Source organism: Enterococcus sp. AZ062 (genome assembly GCF_051715065.1).
Classification (GTDB): Bacteria; Bacillota; Bacilli; order Lactobacillales; family Enterococcaceae; genus Enterococcus_B; species Enterococcus_B mundtii.
In genome coordinates this window covers 2,559,324-2,580,242 of record NZ_JBIOTB010000001.1, presented here as the reverse complement: position 1 = coordinate 2,580,242, position 20,919 = coordinate 2,559,324, and the positions used below count along the sequence as shown (strand labels likewise).

Annotated in this window: 19 protein-coding genes; 17 read left to right on the top strand and 2 right to left on the bottom strand. The window is 39.0% G+C overall.

What is annotated here, in order from left to right:
• The first annotated feature begins 48 nt into the window (after nucleotides 1-48).
• The 16 genes from IGJ00_RS12130 (at nucleotide 49) to IGJ00_RS12055 (ending at nucleotide 18,000) form a co-directional block, all read left to right on the top strand.
• Nucleotides 49-1,242 carry an MFS transporter gene (locus tag IGJ00_RS12130; protein WP_074799848.1) on the top strand — a complete coding sequence of 398 codons (1,194 nt, stop codon included), beginning with the start codon at nucleotides 49-51 and terminating at the stop codon, nucleotides 1,240-1,242.
• A 397-nt stretch (nucleotides 1,243-1,639) separates the two neighbouring features.
• A complete protein-coding gene (locus IGJ00_RS12125) occupies nucleotides 1,640-1,972 on the top strand; it encodes a nucleotide pyrophosphohydrolase (RefSeq protein ID WP_074799850.1) in 333 nt (110 codons plus the stop codon).
• A 28-nt stretch (nucleotides 1,973-2,000) separates the two neighbouring features.
• Entirely contained in the window at nucleotides 2,001-2,714 is a 714-nt protein-coding gene (locus IGJ00_RS12120; RefSeq protein ID WP_071867197.1) for a class A sortase, read from the top strand.
• A gap of 713 nt (nucleotides 2,715-3,427) precedes the next feature.
• Nucleotides 3,428-4,276, top strand: a complete 849-nt coding sequence (gene licT, locus IGJ00_RS12115; protein ID WP_071867196.1) for a BglG family transcription antiterminator LicT — start codon at nucleotides 3,428-3,430, stop codon at nucleotides 4,274-4,276.
• Nucleotides 4,277-4,394: 118 nt separating this feature from the next.
• A complete protein-coding gene (locus tag IGJ00_RS12110; RefSeq protein ID WP_071867195.1) occupies nucleotides 4,395-6,266 on the top strand; it encodes a beta-glucoside-specific PTS transporter subunit IIABC in 1,872 nt (623 codons plus the stop codon).
• Between the two features lie 16 nt (nucleotides 6,267-6,282).
• Entirely contained in the window at nucleotides 6,283-7,728 is a 1,446-nt protein-coding gene (locus IGJ00_RS12105; protein WP_195514238.1) for a glycoside hydrolase family 1 protein, read from the top strand.
• 289 nt (nucleotides 7,729-8,017) lie between these two features.
• Nucleotides 8,018-8,719 (top strand): GntR family transcriptional regulator, encoded by a 702-nt coding sequence (locus IGJ00_RS12100; RefSeq protein ID WP_010734698.1) that lies wholly within the window; start codon nucleotides 8,018-8,020, stop codon nucleotides 8,717-8,719.
• A 278-nt stretch (nucleotides 8,720-8,997) separates the two neighbouring features.
• Nucleotides 8,998-10,332 carry a PTS sugar transporter subunit IIC gene (locus IGJ00_RS12095; protein WP_260697735.1) on the top strand — a complete coding sequence of 445 codons (1,335 nt, stop codon included), beginning with the start codon at nucleotides 8,998-9,000 and terminating at the stop codon, nucleotides 10,330-10,332.
• A 24-nt stretch (nucleotides 10,333-10,356) separates the two neighbouring features.
• On the top strand, nucleotides 10,357-11,445 hold the full coding sequence (locus IGJ00_RS12090; protein ID WP_272018397.1) for a DUF871 domain-containing protein: 1,089 nt from the start codon (nucleotides 10,357-10,359) through the stop codon (nucleotides 11,443-11,445).
• Between the two features lie 9 nt (nucleotides 11,446-11,454).
• The gene (locus IGJ00_RS12085; protein ID WP_438844464.1) at nucleotides 11,455-12,567 is read left to right on the top strand and encodes an amidohydrolase/deacetylase family metallohydrolase; all 1,113 of its coding nucleotides are present in this window, start codon (nucleotides 11,455-11,457) and stop codon (nucleotides 12,565-12,567) included.
• Complete coding sequence (locus IGJ00_RS12080) at nucleotides 12,551-13,651, top strand: DgaE family pyridoxal phosphate-dependent ammonia lyase (protein ID WP_438844463.1); 1,101 nt, start codon at nucleotides 12,551-12,553, stop codon at nucleotides 13,649-13,651. Before IGJ00_RS12085 ends, IGJ00_RS12080 begins: the two co-directional genes overlap by 17 nt.
• A 5-nt stretch (nucleotides 13,652-13,656) precedes the next feature.
• Nucleotides 13,657-14,406, top strand: a complete 750-nt coding sequence (dagF, locus tag IGJ00_RS12075) for a 2-dehydro-3-deoxy-phosphogluconate aldolase (RefSeq protein ID WP_438844462.1) — start codon at nucleotides 13,657-13,659, stop codon at nucleotides 14,404-14,406.
• Between the two features lie 2 nt (nucleotides 14,407-14,408).
• Complete coding sequence (locus IGJ00_RS12070) at nucleotides 14,409-15,416, top strand: sugar kinase (RefSeq protein ID WP_074799870.1); 1,008 nt, start codon at nucleotides 14,409-14,411, stop codon at nucleotides 15,414-15,416.
• Nucleotides 15,417-16,251: 835 nt separating this feature from the next.
• Nucleotides 16,252-16,827 (top strand): TIGR00730 family Rossman fold protein, encoded by a 576-nt coding sequence (locus tag IGJ00_RS12065; RefSeq protein WP_195514235.1) that lies wholly within the window; start codon nucleotides 16,252-16,254, stop codon nucleotides 16,825-16,827.
• A complete protein-coding gene (locus IGJ00_RS12060) occupies nucleotides 16,827-17,267 on the top strand; it encodes a nucleoside 2-deoxyribosyltransferase (RefSeq protein WP_071867187.1) in 441 nt (146 codons plus the stop codon). Before IGJ00_RS12065 ends, IGJ00_RS12060 begins: the two co-directional genes overlap by 1 nt.
• Nucleotides 17,268-17,283: 16 nt before the next feature.
• On the top strand, nucleotides 17,284-18,000 hold the full coding sequence (locus tag IGJ00_RS12055; protein ID WP_010734707.1) for a deoxynucleoside kinase: 717 nt from the start codon (nucleotides 17,284-17,286) through the stop codon (nucleotides 17,998-18,000).
• 172 nt (nucleotides 18,001-18,172) lie between these two features.
• Here the strand turns inward: IGJ00_RS12055 and IGJ00_RS12050 are convergent, their stop codons facing one another.
• Entirely contained in the window at nucleotides 18,173-18,355 is a 183-nt protein-coding gene (locus tag IGJ00_RS12050) for a hypothetical protein (RefSeq protein ID WP_071867185.1), read from the bottom strand.
• Between the two features lie 352 nt (nucleotides 18,356-18,707).
• Nucleotides 18,708-19,124, bottom strand: coding sequence for a hypothetical protein (locus tag IGJ00_RS12045; protein WP_071867184.1), 417 nt, complete (start codon nucleotides 19,122-19,124; stop codon nucleotides 18,708-18,710).
• A 304-nt stretch (nucleotides 19,125-19,428) separates the two neighbouring features.
• On the opposite strand from IGJ00_RS12045, the gene IGJ00_RS12040 reads away from it, so the two are divergent.
• Nucleotides 19,429-20,823 (top strand): glycoside hydrolase family 1 protein, encoded by a 1,395-nt coding sequence (locus tag IGJ00_RS12040; protein WP_074799873.1) that lies wholly within the window; start codon nucleotides 19,429-19,431, stop codon nucleotides 20,821-20,823.
• Nucleotides 20,824-20,919: the final 96 nt, after the last annotated feature.

The following is a 20,919-nucleotide window of genomic DNA, read 5'->3' as shown; positions in this document are numbered from 1 at the left end:
GATATGATTTTAACAATTTAGGGTGATTTAAAGAAAAGGGGAAGAAAAATGACGAAGTATCAACGAAAGGTATTATTATCAACATCGGCGGGTATTGCTTTAGAAAATATGGACATTATGTTTTTAGCTTTTTCATTATCTTCAATGATCGCAACTTTTAATATTAGTGGAACGCAAGCAGGATTGATTGCAACAATCACTAATTTAGGGATGCTCGTTGGAGGTATTTTTTTTGGATTGATGGCGGATAAATACGGGAGAGTCAAAGTATTTTCGCAAACAGTCATTTTGTTCTCAATTGCTTCTTTACTCATGTATTTTGCATCGAATATTTATCTTGTTTATCTGTTTCGTTTTATCGCAGGAATCGGCGCTGGTGGGGAATACGGCGCATGTATGTCTTTGATTTCTGAAAGCTTTTCAAAGAAACAAATCGGGCGTGCATCTTCTGTCGCTGCAATCGGCGCACAAGTTGGTGCAGCTTTGGCAGCCATCTTAGCAGCGGTGATCATTCCTTTGTTTGGCTGGAAAATGCTTTACGTCATCGGTGTCTTGCCGGTCTTGATGGTTTTATTTATTCGAAGAGGGCTAAAAGAACCAGAGGCATTTGAAGAAACAAAAGAAACTGGGAAAAAGACAAAGCTTAGTCATTTGTTCCAAACGAAACACATGGCATGGCAAACGACAGGTCTTAGTCTGATGGTTACTGTACAGATTGCCGGCTACTTCGGATTGATGAATTGGTTGCCTTCAATCATGCAGGCACAATTAGGTCTATCAGTATCGGGGTCCTCTTTATGGATGATCAGCACGATTTTAGGGATGTCATTAGGGATGATGACGTTTGGGATCATCATGGATAAAGTTGGTCCAACCCTCGCATTTGGCTTGTTTCTGATTTGCTCCTCTTTGTCTGTCTTTTTACTCGTACTTGCACACAGTCAATGGAGTTTAGTTGCGGCAGCAGTAGTCGTAGGTTACTTCATCAACGGAATGTATGGTGGTTATGGAGCGATCATCAGTAGTTTGTATCCAACAGAGATCCGTGCGACAGCGAATAACTTTATCATGAACCTAGGACGAGCAGTAGGCGGTTTTTCATCGATCGTGATCGGCTTTCTAATGGACCATTATAGTTTGACGGCTGTTATTCTATTTCTGAGTGGAATTTATTTAATCAGTTTCCTTGTCTTGTTGACTTTATCAGGAGTAAGAGATCTGAAAACAAGTTTACAACAATAGTAAATGGATCAAAGGGATATTCTAACATATGATTAAATTGAGGCTGTGATAGAAGCGTCTTGACCTGAACAGTAAGAAAAAATTGAAAAATAGTTATTCATATTTTACAATTGTCTAACTTATTGTTGAAGGTCAGCTTCTGGAACACCGTTTATTCGATTTTAAAGGGCATAAGATGACTAGTGTCTCAGGCCCATTACATAAAATACGTACCTATGATTTGTAATAGCAAGGCATTGAAGAAACTCAAGTTGTCTTTTATCCTTGATGAAAAAATAATACGCATATTTTCTCCACATAATAAAAAATATAAAACATTATTAAAATAAGTCTAAACTATTTTTACTTTAAACATGGTATGATTAATTTAGCTTGATTTAAAAATAGGAGAAGATCAATGGAAAAAAGCATGGAAAAAATCAATCAATTTAGAGATGATCGCAATTGGCGACAATTTCATAATGAAAAAGATTTAGCAATTTCGATTTCTTTAGAAGCCTCAGAGTTATTAGAGTTATTCCAATGGAAGCAACCAGAAGAAGTCACCACCACTCAGCTTGAACGAATCAAAGAAGAACTAGCAGATGTGTTGATATACTCTTATATGATGGCCGACAATCTAAATTTAGATATCGATACGATCATTGAAGAAAAATTAGAAAAAAACAATCAGAAATACCCAGTAGAAAAAAGTAAAAACAGCAAAGAAAAATATACAGAATTATCATAGGAAGATAAGCGTGGAAGGTGGAAGATACATGAAAAAAAAAGGAAGAGCCAAAAAGTGGCTGGTCAATTTCCTATTGTTTCTACTATTATTAGTAGGATTAGCCTTGATCTTTAATGAACAGATCAAAGATTTTTTTGTTAAAAATACGGGAGATGCGTACGCTATTTCTAATGTGACTCGTGATGATATTGTCAAAAATAATCAAAAAGAGGCAAACTTTGATTTTGATTCAGTTGAATCAATGAGTTCAGAAGCGGTGTTAAGAGCCCAATTGAATCGACCAGATCTACCAGTCATTGGAAGTATCGCCGTCCCATCCGTCTCGATCAATTTGCCGATTTTTAGAGGGTTAGATAATGCAAACTTATTGTACGGTGCCGGAACATTAGACCCAGATCAAGAAATGGGAAAAGGCAACTATGCCTTAGCAAGTCATCGTGCCAACAATCCGGAATTACTTTTTACTCCGTTAGAAAACCTAAACTTAGGTGATAAAATCTATATCGTCGATTTGGAAAACGTCTACACGTACAAAGCGACATTCAAAGAAAAAGTCGACCCTTCAGCAACAGAATTATTGAACATCGAAGAAGGAAAAGAATTGATCACCTTGATCACTTGTGGTGATATGGATGCCATTACACGCCTAGTCGTCCAAGGAGAACTCGAAAGCATCACACCAATGAAAGAAGCCACCCAAGAAATGAAAAACGCCTTTGACATGCCAACGAGAACGTTTTAGGTAAGGTTGTGAAAAAGCCGTTCAGCTCCAAGTAATAAGGGTCTCCCTGAGAAAATAGTTTTCTATATTTTCTCAGGGAGACCCTTATTATCGTAGGAGTTGGCTTTTGAACACTGTTTGTCAAGGTTGTGAAAGAAGCGATCAGCACTAAGGCATAAGACAGAAAAATTGAAAATGGCTTTTTCATTTTTGATTTTTTTGGCTTATGACCGAAGTGTTGCTTCTTGAACACCGTTTATCGAGGTTGTGAGAAAAACGTTCTGATCTGAGCAGTAAGATAGGAAATTGAAAAATAGCTTCTCATATTTTACAATTTTTTAGCTTAGTGTTGAAGATCAGTTTTTCGATCACCGTTTATCGAGGTTGTGAGAAAAACGTTTTGATCTGAGCAGTAAGATAGAAAAAAGCTTTTCATATTCTGATCATCAACATCACAATAGAGGAAAAAGGATAGAAATGGCTCGTTCATTTCTATCCTTTTTCGTTGCTCTCATCGCTTGTATATTGGATTCATTGTGTCAAGATGCTTAAAGTTATTCTCCTTTTAAAAAAAATAAAAACTATGAAAAGGGTTGCATAACGAATGTGATAGTGGTATAGTAAACGTAGTTAATCAATGGATTGTTACTGTTCGGCAGGCAAAACCAGAATTCAGCTAGTAATTACGGGCGGATTCTAGGTTTTTTTATTTTATAGTTGGGAGGTCGATGTAGATGGTCATAGAAAAAGTCTTGAATAATAATGTTGTCATTTCAAAAAATGAATTAGGCGAAGAAATCATCTGCATGGGAAAAGGTCTTGCTTTTCAAAAAAAATCAGGCGATACGATCTCTGAAGAATCGATCCAAAAAGAATTTGTGCTAAAAGATTCTTTTACTACGCATCAGTTCCAACAATTGATGGCGGATGTCCCATTAGAAGAGGTCGATCTTGTGAAGCAGATCGTCGACCTTGCCGAAGAACAACTAAACATCCAATTATCGCCAAACATCTATTTGACACTGACCGATCATATCCATTACGCGATCAGTCGAGCAAAGGAAAACATCGAATTACCGAATCCTTTATTATTTGAAACAAAAAAGTTTTATCCTAAAGAATATCGAGCAGCCAAACAAGCCCTTCAACTTGTTGAAGAAAAGCTCGGTGTGACCTTACCAATGGATGAAGCAGGCTTCATAGCCTTTCATTTCGTCAATAGTGAACAGGGAAATGGCGACATGCAAGTAACGATGGCGGCAACGAAAATGGTGCGAGATATCCTAAGTATCATCAGTAAATTTTTCGGCATCGCCTTTGACGAAGATTCCTTGAATTATCAGCGGATCATTACACATTTACAATTTTTCACACAACGATACTTAAAAGATGAAACTTCGGATGAGAAAGATGAATTTCTTTATGCGCTTGTCCAAGGAAAATATCCAAAAGCATTTCGCTGTGTGGAACGGATCAATGAATACCTGATACAAACACAGCAAAAAGAGATGGGACCAGGGGAACAAATCTACCTGACGATCCACATCCAACGTGTAGTAACTGAAAAACAAACCCAATCATAAGGATTGTTACTGGATCAAGCAGGCAAAACCTAGATTGAAAATATGGACACGTCTAATCACGTGACCGTTTTTTCAATCTAGGTTTTTTATTTTTATCAAAAAGAAAGAAGGAAAGAATATGGATAATCAAGCAGTAGGACGGAGAGTCTGGGAAGCCGTAGGTGGAGAAAAAAATGTTAATAGTTTAGTGCATTGTGCGACCAGACTGCGTTTCAAATTAAAAGATGAATCAATTGCAGATACGCAGAAATTAAAAAATGACCCCGATGTCATCCAAGTCGTTCAAAGTGGCGGACAATATCAAGTCGTGATCGGCAGCAATGTGTCTGATGTCTATCAAGCAATTGTGGATGAACAAGGCTTAGGAGAAGGGGCAAGTTCAGAAAGTGAGGATACTAGTAAAAATCCTTTGAATCGCTTGATCGATATTATTTCAAGTATTTTCACTCCATTCTTAGGTGCCATGGCAGCTGCTGGGATTTTGAAAGGTTTCTTATCACTGGCGACAGTTCTCGGTTGGCTGGCAGCAGAGAGTGGCACTTACCAAATCTTGTTTGCAGCAGCAGATGGTGTCTTTACTTTCCTACCAGTGATGTTGGCCTTTACAGCCGCGAAGAAATTCAAGACCAATCAATTTTTGTCAGTAGCAATTGCGATGGCATTAGTTTATCCAACGATCACGCAATTAGCAGGATCAGGTGTTGCAGTTGATTTCTTTGGTCTTCCAGTGATCTTGTCTCAATCAGGCTATACTTCTTCTGTTATTCCAATCATCTTAGCGGTTTGGGTACAAAGTAAGTTTGAGCCACTTGTGAAGAAAGTTATTCCACAATTTTTACAAATGATTTTTGTACCAATGATCGTCTTGTTAGTCATGGTGCCTTTGACATTCTTAGTATTAGGACCAATTGGAACCGTTATCGGTAATGCCTTAGGTGGGTTGTTCAATTCGATTTATAGCTTCAGTCCATTAGTTGCTGGGGTTATCATGGGTAGCATGTGGCAAGTGTTGGTTATGTTCGGGATGCACTGGGGCTTTGTGCCAATCATCTTCTTGAATATCGAACAATATGGCTTTGATGTTTTGATGCCAATGCTTTTACCAGCAATTTTGGCACAAGGTGGTGCTGCATTAGGTGTAGCTTTACGTACGAAAGATTCAAAATTACGCTCATTAGGGATCTCTTCAATGATCACTTCGTTCTTTGGAATCACTGAACCGACTGTTTACGGTGTGACGTTACCTTTGAAAAAACCATTTATCGTTGCCTGTATTTCCGGTGGGATTGGTGGAGGAATCATCGGGTTTGCTGGCGTAAAAGCATTCTCTAGTGGTTTGATCAGTTTACTGACCATCCCAACATTTATCAGTACCGATCCAGCGCTTGAATCAAGTGTAACCATGGCGATCATCGGTACAGCAGTTGCTTTTGTTCTTGGTTTTGTCGGTACTTACTTGATTGGTTTTGATGAAGAAGTACAAGATGAAAAATTAGAAGCAACAGAAACAACAACAGGGGATACGATCAGCACAGCACGTCAGAATTTGAAAAGTCCATTGACTGGAAAAGTCTTACCACTGACAGAAGTACCAGATAAAGTCTTCTCTTCTGGGGCAATGGGAAAAGGGATTGCAATCGATCCTGAGAAGGGCGAATTAGTTGCACCGGCAGATGGCGAAATCACGACGATTTTTCCAACAGGTCATGCAGTTGGTTTGACAACCACAGATGGTGTAGAGATTTTGATGCATATCGGAATGGATACTGTCGAATTAAACGGTGAAGGATTCTCAACATTTGTGAAACAAGGAGATAAAGTAAAAGCAGGGGACTTGCTTGTCCGCTTTGATATTGAGAAAATAAAAGCAGCAGGTTATAGCGTGATCACCCCTGTAGTCGTAACGAATACCGATCACTTTGCAGATGTGTTAGAACTTAATCAACAAGAAATTATTGCTAATGAAGATTTTCTGGCAATTGTAAAATAAAAGGAGGAAAACAATCATGACAGCACGATTCAAAAAAGACTTTTTATGGGGTGGCGCAACAGCCGCAAATCAATTAGAAGGTGCGTTCGACCGCGATGGAAAAGGCTTATCTGTCGCCGATGCAATGCCTGGTGGCAAACAACGTTTTGCAATCATAGGGAGCGAAGAATTTGATTGGACGATCGATGAGGAGAAATACCTTTATCCGAATCATCGTGGAATCGAACATTACGATCACTTCAAAGAAGATATTGCATTATTTGCAGAAATGGGCTTTAAAAGTTATCGTTTCTCCATTGCTTGGACACGAATTTTCCCCCAAGGTGATGAGCAAACACCGAATGAAGCGGGCTTAGCTTTCTATGATGAATTGATCGATACTTGCTTGAGTTATGATATCGAGCCAGTCATTACGATTTCTCATTATGAAATGCCATTACATTTAGCAAAAGAATACGGTGGGTGGAAAAATCGTCAGTTGATTGAGTTTTATGAACGTTTTGCTCGCACCGTGTTAGAACGTTACAGCAGCAAAGTGAAATATTGGATGACGTTCAATGAAATCAATTCAGCTTTCCATTTCCCAGCATTGAGTCAAGGATTGGTCAAAAGCAATGGCGCAAGTGACTACCAAAATATTTTCCAAGCATGGCATAATCAGTTTGTCGCTAGCAGTAAAGCGGTGAAGATCGCACATGAGTTGCGTTCGGATATCCAAGTAGGCTGTATGATCATTTATGCAACGACCTATAGTATTGATGCAAACCCGATCAATCAAGTGGCTACATTGATCCAAAATCAAGAGTTCAACTTCTTCTGTACAGATGTGCAAGTTCGCGGCGAATATCCAGCCTATACAGCACGTACGTATAAGAAATATGGTGTGGACGCGGAAAAACTAGAACAAACAGAAGAAGATTTCCAATTATTAAAAGAGTATCCAGTGGATTATATCGGGTTTAGTTACTATATGTCATCAGCTATCGATGAAACCAATCCAGATGCCGATACATCGAATGGAAACCTACTAGGCGGCGTGAAGAATCCATTCCTTGAAGCAAGTGAGTGGGGCTGGCAAATCGACCCTGAAGGATTGCGCGTGGCGTTGAACGAATTATATAACCGCTATGAAAAGCCACTGTTTATTGTTGAAAATGGCTTGGGTGCGATCGATAAAGTGGAAGAAGATGGCTCAATCAATGATGATTATCGGATCGATTACTTGCGTCGTCATATCGAAGCAATGGCTGAGGCAGTTGCTGATGGGGTCGATTTGATGGGCTACACACCATGGGGCTGTATCGATTTAGTTAGTGCATCTACAGGGGAAATGAGTAAACGCTATGGATTTATTTATGTCGACCTTGATGATGAAGGAAATGGGACGTTAGCACGTACCAAGAAAAAATCTTTTGACTGGTACAAGGAAGTCATTAAAACGAACGGCGAAGAATTAGGATAAATAACGACTGGGCCATTTTTATAGAAAGGCCTTTCACCACAAAAGTCCTTACAAATTTAATGATTGTTTGAAATTTCTGATAAAATTCTCCTTGTTTTTATAATCGGCAATTATGTTATTAAAACAAGGATATAACAAAGGTACGAAAAAAGTAGGGTAATAAGCTTAGATGTTTTGTTATGTCTAAGCTTATTATTTGTACATAGGTAGACCAATTATCAAGATTTCTATTCTTTTTTTTGTTTATTTATGTTATTCTTTTACTAACATAAAGGTGAAAGGTGAAGCTATGAAAAGAACGCGTGTATTATATTTAGAAGTAGCAGACAAGATCAAAGAGGATATTTTTTCAGGAAAGTATCCGGTGGGGAGTATGTTACCGACGGAAAATGAGTTAGAAGAATTGTTCCAAGTGAGTAAAATCACTGTGCGAAAAGCCATCGAGTTATTAGCTACAGATGAATATGTCGAAAAGAAAAGTGGTCGGGGAACGACAGTATTAAGCAATCGTCCTTACAATCGTTTATCTAAAGCCGAAAGTTTTACTCAGATCTTAAAAGATTCCCAATATGAGGTTCGCAAAGAAACGATTGGTTTAGAAAAAATCAGTATCAAAAAAGATCATCCATTATATTCGATGTTTGGTTCAGCTGCAGTATGCTTCAAGCGTTTGTACTATTTAAATGACCAACCATATATCTATTTTGTTCACTATTTACCAAAAGACATGAATAAAATGAAACAAAAAGAATTTGATAAAGAATCTTTGTACCGGTTGCTCACACAGAACAATCACATTATCGACTCTTTTTCAGATGACTTTTCTGCCACGTTTTTAACAGATGAAGAAAAAGCACTATTAAAGACGACTTCAGAAATCGGGATCAAGCGTGTACGTCGATCAACGACGGAAGATCGAGAAGTGGTCGAGTATTCAGAGGCAATTTATCATACGGATCTACATCCTTATCATATCAACTACGAAACATAGACAATCGCAATGAGGTCGGTGCAGAAGTGTGTAGCCTCGAGAAATAAGGCGTCATCCATGAAAATTGTTCTTCAAATTTTTGTGGATGGCGCCTTGTTTCTCGAAGAGGTTACTTCTGTTCCCGCCGTTTATTCGGTTTCAGGTGGTGGGAGAGGCTGATTGTCTCAGTCTCTTTTTGTCAGAATAACCATATATTTTAATGAAAATGTTTACATTATATCATTAATATGTTATCTTTTATTTAAACATTATAATGTTTAAGTAAGGGGGAGTAACAAATGGATAAATTTGTAGGGTTGATCGAACAAAAAATCATGCCTGTTGCGAATCGGATTGGTACACAGCGTCACATGACAGCGATTCGAAAAGGAATCATTGCGACGATGCCATTAACGATCGTTGGTTCATTTTTTACGATATTGTTGAACATCCCGATTGCGTCGGTCGCGGCAGTCATTGAACCATATCGGGCAATTTTAGATATCCCATTTCGATATACAGTGGGGATCTTAGCTTTATACGCCACATTTGGGATTGCCTCTTCATTAGCAAAGAGCTATCGTTTAGATTCATTAACTGCCGGTATTTTAGCTTTGATGTCCTTTCTGATCGTAGCTGCGCCACCAACTCAAGTGTTGGAAGATCTTGAAGGGATAACCGCTGGACGCTATATCAATATTGCAAATCTTGGTTCAGGTTCTTTATTTGGGGCAATCGTAACAGCGATTTTGACTGTAGAGATCTATCGTTTCTTTATTGAAAAGAAAATCACGATAAAAATGCCAGATGGTGTGCCGCCAGAAGTGACGAATTCATTTGTTGCATTGATCCCAGGAGCAGTGATCTTGATTTTCTTTTGGGTCATCCGTCATTTGCTTGGCTTTGACTTGAATGGTTTCTTGAGTCAATTGTTGATGCCACTTAAAGGCGTGTTAGCAGGGAACAGTTTATTTGGTGGACTACTTACGGTTTTCTTGATTTGTTTCTTCTGGGTATTAGGGATTCATGGACCGGCTATCATGGGACCGGTGATTCGTCCGTTTTGGGATATCTCGATTGCTGAAAATATCGACGCATTCAATGCAGGAACCAATGCACATGATATGCCAAATATCTTTACAGAACAATTTTTACAATGGTTTGTCTGGATCGGTGGGGCAGGTACGACTCTTGCATTAGTCGTGCTATTCATGTTCTCCAAATCCAAGTATCTGAAAAGCTTAGGACGTCTGTCGATCCTTCCTGGTTTGTTCAATATCAATGAACCAATGATTTTTGGGGCACCGATCGTCATGAATCCAGTATTGGGTATCCCATTTATTGTCGCACCCTTAGTAACGACAACAATTTCTTATGTCCTTACGGTAAGTGGTTTAGTACCAATGATGGTGGCACGGTTGCCTTTCGCGATACCAGCGCCATTTGCGGCTTGGATGAGTACCAATTGGAGCGTCGCTGCGGGTGTCTTAGTCGTGTTCAACTTCTTGATCACTTTGGCGATCTATTATCCATTCTTCAAAGTATTTGAGAAACAACAGCTGGCACAGGAGAAAGAAGAAGAACAAGCAGAACAAGCCTCTGTCCAGATCACAGATGGTATCACGAACGAGTAAATAGAAAAGAAAGCAGGAGTTAATATGAAACGTTCACTAGGAATCTCTCTTTATCCTGATCACAGCAATCCGCAAGAAGATCGTGCCTATCTCGAAATGGCACATAAATATGGATTTACTCGAATTTTTATGAGCATGCTAGAAGTGACGGAGGGAACAGAACAAGTCAAACAGAAATTTCAACAATTGATCGAATACGCTGCATCACTTGGGTTTGAAACGATTTTAGATGTCGCACCATCGATTTTCGAACAGTTGAATATTTCATATGATGACATGAGTTTCTTTCATGGATTAGGTGCAGATGGGATTCGTTTAGATTTAGGCTTTGATGGCAGAAAAGAAGCGCTACTGACTTACAATCCTTACCAGTTAGCAATTGAATTGAATATGAGCAATGATGTGGCTTATTTAGAAAATATTTTGAGCCATCAAGCGAATACCCCTTTTTTATACGGGTGTCATAATTTTTATCCTCAAGCAGGAACTGGACTTCCTTATGAATTTTTTGAAACATGCAGTCGCCGATTTAAACGCCAAGGCATCCGTACTGCCGCTTTTATTACTTCTCAAACGGGCACAATCGGTCCTTGGGATGTGAACGATGGCTTACCAACATTGGAAATGCATCGCCAGTTAGGTGTTGTTCCAGCGGCTAAACATTTATTTGCGACTAATCTTATCGATGATGTCATTATCGGCAATGCGTATGCTTCAGAAGAAGAGTTGCAAGCGTTAGGTGCAGTTGATCGGTATCAGACTGTTTTTGCTATTGAGTTTCTTCCTCAGACCAATGAAGTCGAACGAACGATCGTCTTAGATGAGCAACACGTTCGCAGAGGAGATATCACGTCGCAAGTGATCCGTTCAACAGAAGTGAGAAAAACGTATCAAGCTGATGCTAATCCTCCTCATGACAATGAAGAAATGTTTCAAGTGGGAGATGTCGTTGTTGGAAATGATCGCTTTGGGAAATATAAGAATGAATTGCAGATCGTATTAACGCCACATCAAGATCCAAGAAAAAATAAAGTGGGTGCCATTGTGGCGGATGAACAACTGTTACTATCCTTCGTCCACCCTTGGTCAAAATTCAAATTTAAAGAAAAGTAGGCGTTTGTCATGTTTGATTTAATTATAAGAAACGGCAAGGAGTTAGGCAAAGAACCTGTTGATATCGGTGTGAAGAACGGCAAGATCGCCTTGATCAGTAAGTACATCGAAGAATCCGGGAAACAAGAACTGGTACTTACAGATGAACAGTATCTCTCTGCAGGGTGGATCGATGATCATGTCCATTGTTTTGAAGAAATGACATTATATTACGACTATCCCGATGAAATCGGTGTGGATAAAGGGGTAACCACGGTCATTGATGCTGGAACGACAGGTGCGGAAAATATCCACACATTTTATGAACATGCAAAGCAAGCAAAGACAAATGTTTTTGCTTTACTGAATATTTCAAAATGGGGAATTGTGGAACAAGATGAGTTGGCAGATTTATCAAAAATCCAAACAGATCTGGTTCATCAAAAACTAACAGAATTGCCTGATTTTATTGTAGGACTAAAAGCTCGGATGAGTAAAACAGTCGTGGGGGGAAATGGGATCACGCCTTTAAAGTTAGCAAAAGAAATCCAAAAGCAAAATGGTGGATTACCATTAATGGTCCATATCGGTTCTGCGCCTCCACGTTTAGATGAAATTTTAGCGCATATGGGAAAGAATGATGTGATGACCCATTGCTTCAATGGAAAGCCTAATGGCATCATTGATCCAGCGACCAATGAAATCAAATCCTTCGTCAAAAAAGCCATTGCTGATGGTGTGGTGTTCGACATTGGACATGGGACTGATAGTTTCAATTTTGATGTGGCAGAAACTGCGCGCCATGCGGGAATCAAAGCCGATTCGATCAGTACAGATATCTATATCAGAAATCGTAAAAATGGTCCGGTATATGATTTAGCAACGACGATGGAGAAACTCTACGTTGTCGGTTATTCTTGGCAAGAAATCCTTGAAAAAGTGACTAGCGAACCAGCTAGACAGTTCAACCTAGGGACAAAAGGCAACATCAAAGAAGGCTTTGATGCAGACTTTACGATTTATAATTTTCTCGATCAAGAAAAGCAATTGACGGATTCGAATGGCAATACACGAACGACCACACAGCAAATTATCCCTGTAAGCGTTATTATTGGAGGTGTCAGTTATGACTGTGAATCATGAGAAATTTGGCTTGAATGAAGTGATCAATGCTTCTGGTCGAATGACGATCTTAGGCGTGTCCACTTTGAGCGAATCGGTGTTAGAAGCCCAGCGTTTTGGGGGCGAACATTTTTTTGAAATGGCTGAATTGATGAAGAAAACCGGTGCATACTTGGCAAAACAATTAGCAGTAGACGATGTTCAAATCGTTTCTTCCGCATCTGCTGGAATTGCGCAATCCGTTGCTGCGGTGATCGGTCAAGGATCGATGTACCATGTGCATCACCCTTATGACGAAACGATCAAACGCAGAGAAATCATTTTACCAAAAGGTCACAATGTCGATTACGGTGTGCCAGTGGAACTAATGATCCAACAAGGTGGTGGACATGTCATTGAGGCAGGGTATGCCAACCAATGTTCACCTGACCACATCGAGGCGATGATCACCGAGCAAACAGCAGGTATTTTGTACATCAAAAGTCATCATACCGTCCAAAAAAGTATGTTGGATGTGGCAGAAGCGGTAACAGTGGCTAATAAATATGAACTGCCTTTGATCGTTGATGCAGCAGCCGAAGAAGACTTACTTAAATATACCGCATTAGGCGCTGATCTAGTGATCTATTCAGGTGCCAAAGCGATTGAAGGTCCAAGTGCAGGGATGGTGATTGGTAAAGATCCGTTCGTTTCTTGGGTTCGTATGCAATCACAAGGCATTGGTCGATCGATGAAGATCGGCAAAGAAAATGTTTTAGGCTTTGTCCAAGCAGTCGACGATTATTTGATACACGGTAGTGAATCAGGTGAATCGATGAAAAAAAGAGTTCAGCCATTTGTCGAAGCACTTGAAAAGTTGCCAGGTATCAAGGCTAAAGTCGTCCAAGATCCAGCTGGGAGAGAAATCTATCGTGCCAGTATCCAAGTCGTTACAGGCTCTGCCAGGACGATCATCGAGCAGCTAAAAGCAAAAGCCCCAGTCATTTATACCAGAGAGTACCAAGCGAACAATGGGATCATTGAGTTCGATATTCGCTCAGTGACGCAAAAAGAGATGGAACAGATCATCCAACGTTTAAATGAAATCTTACAACCAAAGGAGTAATCATGATGTCATTGACCCCAAATTATCTTGAAGATAGAATCTGTTTGAATGTGCTAGCCAATTCTGTCGAAAATGCAAATGAATGTTATGAAGCAGCCGAAGGGCATATCTTATTAGGTGTTTTATCTAAAAATTATCCGAGTGATGATGCAGCTATCACAGACATGAAAAAATACCAAGAAGCAACAAATAACGCCTTATCGATCGGCTTAGGTGCCGGCGATCCAAAGCAAAGCCAGATGGTGACTCGCTTGGCGAAAGTATTACAACCGCAACATGTCAACCAAGTTTTCACAGGTGTTGGCGCTTCTCGTGCGGTCTTAGGACAGTCAGACACGATCGTCAATGGTTTAGTTTCTCCGACTGGAAAAGAAGGATACGTCAATCTTGCAACTGGTCCTTTAAGTAGCCAAGGCCCTGCTGCGATGGTGCCGATCGAAACAGCTATTCGTTTGTTACAGGACATGGGTGGAAGCTCGATCAAATATTTTCCAATGAAGGGATTGGCGCATAAGAAGGAATATGAAGCTGTTGCAGCAGCTTGTGCAGCGTTTGATTTTTATTTAGAGCCAACGGGTGGAATCGATTTAACGAATTTTGAAGAAATCGTTCAGATCGCATTAGATGCAGGAGTCAAAAAAATCATCCCCCACGTCTATAGTTCGATCATTGATCCAGAGACAGGTGACACTCGACCACAGGAAGTCCGTCAGTTGTTGGCTATGATGAAAAAATTAGTGAAAACAGGTGAGTGACCATGAAAATCGGTGCATTTGGTGAAGTGATGTTGAGGCTGACACCCCCTGAATATCTGATGTTGGAACAAACGCACACTTTGCGTATGGCTTATACTGGAACAGGTGTGAATCTAGTTGGTAATCTAGCACATTTTGGAGTGGAAAGTTACTTGTTGACGGCACTACCAGCCAATCGTTTGGGAGATGCAGCGTTAGCTAATTTGAAGAGTTTAGGCATCAATACCTCCTATGTCATTCAAAAAGAACAACATATCGGTACTTATTTTGCTGAGATGGGCTATGGAATCAGACCAACAGAAATTACCTATCAAAATCGTAAAAATAGTTCTTTTGGCTTAGCTACAGTGGCTGATTATACCATCGAGGACTTTATTGATACAGTTGATTTAGTCCACATCTGTGGCATCAGTTTGAGTTTGAATGAGCATTCAGCGGAAGTGGCACTTGCTGTAGCAAAAACAGCGCATAGGAAAGGGAAAAAAGTTTGTTTTGATTTTAATTTTCGTCCGAGTCTAAACCAAGAGCCAGATAAAAAAAGAGTGATGAAGGAACGTTATCAAGAAATACTTCCCTATTGCACGGTCATCTTTGGTTCTGTTCGTGATTTGTCTGAATTGTTAGAGAGGCCAATGGACCTTTCCAGTCGTTCTGCCAAAATTCGTTCGTTTCAAGAATTTTTAAGTGATTACCAAATCGACTGGTTTGCTGGTACGACACGGCAATCAACCAGTGAAAAGAAACAACTAAGTGGCTATCTGATGACTTCGAAAGAATGGATCGAAACAGAAGCGTATCCACTGGATAGTTTAGATCGTATCGGAGCAGGTGATGCCTTTGCTGCGGGGATTTTATTAGGCTATAGTGAGAATTGGTCATTGGATCGAACCGTCCAATTTGCATTAGGTAATTCACGCTTAGCCCACACGATCCAAGGGGATGTGCCACTGACGACCAGAAAGCAAGTGGACCAATTATTGACGCATCCAACGATTGATTTGAATCGATAAAATAAGTTATACAAAAAACTGGGCGAAAAATGGTACAGTTTTTCGTAGCTTTTCAGATTCGCTTGACTCTCTATCTGGGAATCAGTATCATAAATGGCAGATAGAAACAGTCAAATAAAAAAGGCCCCCCAATTTTTAGTGGCAGCTAAAAATTGAGGGCTTGAGTAGTCAACGCATTGACCAATCAAGTTTGCCATAGTCAATGGAAACCATCGACCGAGTTCATTGTATCGAATCTTAAAGGAGATTGCTAGCTTTTTTGTCGATTAAATGAATAAAATGTATGGGCTTTTATTTACTGTGCCAAAAGAGGAGGGACAATCGTGCCCTCTTCTTTTTTGTCCAACACGTATACCCAAGGACGATTGATCAAACAGTAAGTCTGAAAGAACAAGTAATGATCCACAACATCGTTTATTGCTTTTTTAAATGCTTTCTTATCAATGATCAAGGCAAGTCATGCGTTTTGACCTCATGGATCGTTTGACTGTTTTCTATCTTCTATCGGATCAGCCGTTGAGAATTTGTTGATCGATACAAATAAAAATAACAAAAGAAACAAAATGGATTTCTTTCTTCAACAGAAGTCAAATGTTATTCGCAAGAAAGTCGAAAGAAAGAGAATATCACAAAGTAAGACCATACGTTTTTTTAGTTTTTAGTTATTTAAAAAATGGTATTAAAACATAATATATTGAAATTTCATCCGAAGACAAAACACTATATATAGTGTTTTTTATTTTGCATAACACTAAAATACAACTAAATCTAGTCTTTTATTTTAAAAAAACAAGAGTAGAATAAGGGTAGATCGATTAGTAAGGATGTGTTTTTTTTGAAGTTGACTATTTTTTGTGGTTCACGTTTTGGGCAAGATCAGAAGTATCTTCTGTTAGCTGAAACGATTGGAAAATATATGGCAGAAAAACAAATTGAATTGGTTTATGGTGGCTCAGATTCGGGTATCATGGGTGTTTTTAGTCGCACGATCTTACAAAATGGCGGACGAGTAACAGGGATCTATCCAGTCGGGCTATTTTCTGAAGAATTACCAAAAACAGATGTTACCACGTTTATACCAACGGAAACGATCGATAAACGTAAGGAACTACTATTCGAAAAAGGGGAGGCAGTGCTGGTGTTTCCTGGAGGACTAGGTACACTCGAAGAATTTTCGCAGCTACTCTCCTGGATGGCGATCGGCTTGATACCAGAAAAACCAATTGGTATCCTTGATGTTCATGGGTATTATTCAGGATTGAAAGAATTGATTGGGAATTTCGCGAGAGAAGGATTTATGGCTGAGAAATGGCTCAACCATCTTTATTTTTCAAATGATCCTTTTGAGCTGATCAATCAATTATGTGCAACAGAAAAACAAACGAAATCAATGATGCAGGAGATTAAATAATGAGTTATATTTATTTAGCAGGACCTTTCTTTTCAGAGGAACAAATCGAGCGGATTGCTCAGGTTGAAAGGGCATTGACTGCCAATCCAACGGTGGATAGTTTCTACTCACCAAGACACCATCAACACAGTAATTATGAGATGTTTAGTGGCGGCTGGGCGCAAGAAGTCTACGAGAGAGACATGAAAGAACTTGCCTCGGCAGAGCAAGTCGTAGCAATCCTAGATTTTGAACATCAGACGATCGATCCTGGCACTGCCTATGAATTAGGCGTTGCCACGATGATGGACAAACCGATCATCATTTTTCAAGAAGAAACGGTACCAACTAATTTGATGATCACACAAAGTTTACATTCATATGTAAAAACGTTCGAAGCGATCCAAGCATATGATTTTAAGATGTTACCCAAAAGTGCTTATAAAGGCGAATATTTATAGAATGAGAAGGGATTAGATGTCAGTGATATTGATTTCAGGAACAATTGGCGCAGGAAAGAGTAGTTTGACCGATATGCTTGCCAAAAAGATTGATTCAACACCTTTTTATGAAAATGTAGAGGACAACGAGGTACTACCTTTGTTTTACTCTAATCCAGAGCAATATGCGTTTTTATTACAAATCTTTTTTTTGAATAAACGATTTTTAGCTATGAAAAATGCATTGAACCATGATGATAACGTATTGGACCGTTCGATTTATGAAGACAGTTTATTGTTTCATCTAAATGCTGATCTAGGTCGTGTGTCAGATATTGAAGTCCAACAATACGATAACCTCTTAGATACGATGCTTCATGAATTAGATGATGTTGCACCTAAAAAAAGACCCGATCTACTCGTGCATATCAAAGTCTCTCTTGATACGATGTTGGCACGAATCAAAAAACGTGGGCGAGACTATGAACAATTGGATAGTGATGAAACGCTTTATCAGTATTACCGCTCATTGAATGAACGGTATGATCAATGGTACGAAGACTTTGATGTTTGTCCAAAAATCCAAATAGATGGTGATGCCTTTGATTTTGTTGAAAGACCTGAAGATGCACAAGTCGTGATAGAGCAGATCCAAGCAAAATTAGCTGAATTAGAAGAACAGCAGTCTGGAAGTTACTATACCGACAATCAACATGCTAAAGGACAGCAATTAGATTCGTCAGGTGCTATGTAAGGCGAGACAAAAGCAAAATTCGCTTTTGTTTTCAACCTGTAACTGAATAAATGCTGGAGCTAGAAGTTATCTCTTAAAAAATAAGGCAACAACTACAAAAAAAGGAAGAATGATTTTTGTAGTTGTCGCCTTATTTTTAGAGACTAAACACTTCTGTTCCGCGCTCTTTTTTTTAATTATTTGTTTCTTTGTTCGACTCTTCTCGGTTTGTAAAAAACTCAAAAGGTTGATTCGAACCCTCGATCATTTTATGGCAATGGTCACAAAAATTGGCTCTTCCTTGGTCGTTGATCTCTGTGTGTACATTTTGGTTCGTCGTACAGGTACAGTAATCTTGAGTATTTGCTGTCTGCATATTCTTTCTCCTTAGTATATCAAGTGCTTCTTTACTATAGCAGAAACACAGGATAGAAACAAAATTAATTAAGAAAACTTAGAATTTTTAGCGATTAGCACGTGTCAGAAAATTGACTCATCATTGTGGGCTTTCATAGTGAAAAATGGCTAAAAGATGCACGATCTAATGAAAAGAAACATGAGTGGGACAGCATATTCTAAAACTGAATAAACGGCGGAATAGAAGTTACCACTTCGAAAAATAAGGTACCATCCACAAAAATTAGAAGAACAACTTTCGTGGATGGCGCCTTAATTTTCGAGGTTAAACATTTTTGTCTCGACTGTTGCTTTTATGTTGTGCACTCACACTATAACGTATAGATATTACCTTCTTCATCTTCTATACGAAAATTACCGATTTTTCTAAAATGAAAAGTCTGAGTCGAACCGTCTTTTTTACCAACAATCGTATACTCCTCATTTTCAGTTGTGATCTTGACATCGGTTAACACGATTTTCTCTGGAGATGCGTTTGCTGTATCAGTTTCAGACTCAGCATATGTTCGTGTCCATTCCATCGTGTCATCTTTAAATTTGATCTCTGCATTGGCAAGGTCCATGTTTTTTCGGACCTTCAGTGTATAGGTGCTATTTGTTATATCAGATTTATCCGCCTGAAAAGTGGTCGTATTCGTTGTTTCTTCCGTTGAGTGATTTGATTGATTACAGCCAGAAAAAGCGAATAAGGCAAAAATCAACGAAAAGTAAATCAATGTTTTTTTCAAAATAATGCCCCCAGTTGATTGGATAAAGTGATTATACCATTGAATCCAGCAACATGAAATAAATGGCTACAAAAAGTAAGTTTTTGAAGCGATTGGTGTTTTAGAGTGGTTCTAGGAGAAGTTTGCTGGGAAGTAAAGTAAACATTTTTAGTCTCATTGATTCAATTTTATTATTTATCTTAATTGGTCTAGTCTTTTTTTGGAAAACGGTTTATAATAATGATTGTAAGCGGAGAAAACGTTTGCTGTATTGTGATATGCGACATAAAAAAACATAAATGAAAAGAATCAACGAGGTGCAAAAATGACAACATATCAATTTCCAGAAAAATTTTGGTGGGGTTCTGCAGCAAGTGGACCACAAACAGAAGGACGGATACCTGGCGATCATAAAGGAGACAATATTTTCGATTATTGGTTTTCCAAAGAGCCAGAAAAATTCTTTGATCAAGTCGGTCCGGAAAAAGCGTCGCAAGTCTATACCAAATATAAAGAAGACGTCCAGTTGATGAAACAAACCGGACATAATTCATTTCGGACATCTATTCAATGGAGTCGCTTGATTCCAGATGAAACAGGTGCAGTCAATCCCCAAGCAGTCGCATTTTACAATAGCTATTTTGATGAACTGATTGCACATGGTATTGAGCCATTTGTTAACTTGTATCATTTCGATATGCCGATGTACCTTCAAGAAAAAGGTGGTTGGTTCGCTCGTGAAACTGTCGAAGCTTATGAAACGTATGCCAAAACTTGTTTTGAATTATTTGGAACGAAGGTAAAAAAATGGTTCACGCATAATGAACCCATCGTTCCTGTTGAAGCTGGTTATTTATATCGTTGGCATTATCCTGAAGAGTCGGATATGAAAAAAGCAGTTCAAGTTGGCTATCACGAGGCACTATCTTCTGCTTTAGCTATCAAAGCTTATCATGAAACAAAACAAGACGGTAAAATCGGGATCATCTTAAATTTAACACCTAGCTATCCAAGAAATGAGAACGATCCTGCCGATGTGAAAGCTGCGCAAATCGCCGATGCCTTTTTCAATCGCTCATTTTTAGATCCCGCTGTTAAAGGAGAATTTCCACAAGAATTGATCGAGATCGTAACCGAGCTAGAGATTCTTCCGGACATGCAAGAAGAAGATCTAGCAATCATCAAAAATAATACGGTAGATCTTTTAGGAATCAATTATTACCAACCACGTCGTGTCAAAGCCAAAGAAACAGCAGTCGATACAACAAACGGCCCAATGCCCGAAGATTACTTTGATAACTATGAAATGCCGGGACGTAAAATGAATCCTTATCGCGGGTGGGAGATTTATGAAAAAGGTATTTACGATATTTTGATCAATGTTCGAGACAACTACGGCAACATCGACTGTTTTATCTCAGAAAACGGTATGGGTGTTGAAAATGAAGCCCGCTTTATTGAAGCTGACGGAATGATCCATGATGATTATCGCATCGAATTTGTCCAAGAACACTTAAAATATGTGCATCAAGCAATCGAAGAAGGTGCGAACTGCTTAGGTTATCACATGTGGACGTGTATGGATAACTGGTCATGGACGAATGCGTATAAAAATCGCTATGGCTTTATTTCAGTCGATCTAGCTGATGGCAAACGGACGATCAAAAAATCTGGCTACTGGTTCAAAGAAGTAGCTGATACAAATAGTTTTTCTCTTTGATTAGAAATTTGTTCTTTTTTGAAATTTTTTAATTTTAAAAATGATCCCGAGATTCACGATGATCTCGGGATTTTCACTTTTATAAAACATTAATAT

Excerpts from the sequence above, each read along its gene's own strand:
- IGJ00_RS12125 (WP_074799850.1), top strand. The coding sequence starts at position 1,640 with ATGGAAAAAAGCATGGAAAAAATCAATCAATTTAGAGATGATCGCAAT.
- IGJ00_RS12085 (WP_438844464.1), top strand. The coding sequence starts at position 11,455 with ATGTTTGATTTAATTATAAGAAACGGCAAGGAGTTAGGCAAAGAACCT.
- IGJ00_RS12050 (WP_071867185.1), bottom strand. The coding sequence starts at position 18,355 with ATGCAGACAGCAAATACTCAAGATTACTGTACCTGTACGACGAACCAA.
- IGJ00_RS12130 (WP_074799848.1), top strand. The coding sequence starts at position 49 with ATGACGAAGTATCAACGAAAGGTATTATTATCAACATCGGCGGGTATT.
- IGJ00_RS12095 (WP_260697735.1), top strand. The coding sequence starts at position 8,998 with ATGGATAAATTTGTAGGGTTGATCGAACAAAAAATCATGCCTGTTGCG.
- IGJ00_RS12060 (WP_071867187.1), top strand. The coding sequence starts at position 16,827 with ATGAGTTATATTTATTTAGCAGGACCTTTCTTTTCAGAGGAACAAATC.
- IGJ00_RS12080 (WP_438844463.1), top strand. The coding sequence starts at position 12,551 with ATGACTGTGAATCATGAGAAATTTGGCTTGAATGAAGTGATCAATGCT.
- IGJ00_RS12090 (WP_272018397.1), top strand. The coding sequence starts at position 10,357 with ATGAAACGTTCACTAGGAATCTCTCTTTATCCTGATCACAGCAATCCG.
- IGJ00_RS12070 (WP_074799870.1), top strand. The coding sequence starts at position 14,409 with ATGAAAATCGGTGCATTTGGTGAAGTGATGTTGAGGCTGACACCCCCT.
- IGJ00_RS12110 (WP_071867195.1), top strand. The coding sequence starts at position 4,395 with ATGGATAATCAAGCAGTAGGACGGAGAGTCTGGGAAGCCGTAGGTGGA.
- IGJ00_RS12100 (WP_010734698.1), top strand. The coding sequence starts at position 8,018 with ATGAAAAGAACGCGTGTATTATATTTAGAAGTAGCAGACAAGATCAAA.
- licT (WP_071867196.1), top strand. The coding sequence starts at position 3,428 with ATGGTCATAGAAAAAGTCTTGAATAATAATGTTGTCATTTCAAAAAAT.
- dagF (WP_438844462.1), top strand. The coding sequence starts at position 13,657 with ATGTCATTGACCCCAAATTATCTTGAAGATAGAATCTGTTTGAATGTG.
- IGJ00_RS12055 (WP_010734707.1), top strand. The coding sequence starts at position 17,284 with ATGTCAGTGATATTGATTTCAGGAACAATTGGCGCAGGAAAGAGTAGT.
- IGJ00_RS12105 (WP_195514238.1), top strand. The coding sequence starts at position 6,283 with ATGACAGCACGATTCAAAAAAGACTTTTTATGGGGTGGCGCAACAGCC.
- IGJ00_RS12120 (WP_071867197.1), top strand. The coding sequence starts at position 2,001 with ATGAAAAAAAAAGGAAGAGCCAAAAAGTGGCTGGTCAATTTCCTATTG.
- IGJ00_RS12040 (WP_074799873.1), top strand. The coding sequence starts at position 19,429 with ATGACAACATATCAATTTCCAGAAAAATTTTGGTGGGGTTCTGCAGCA.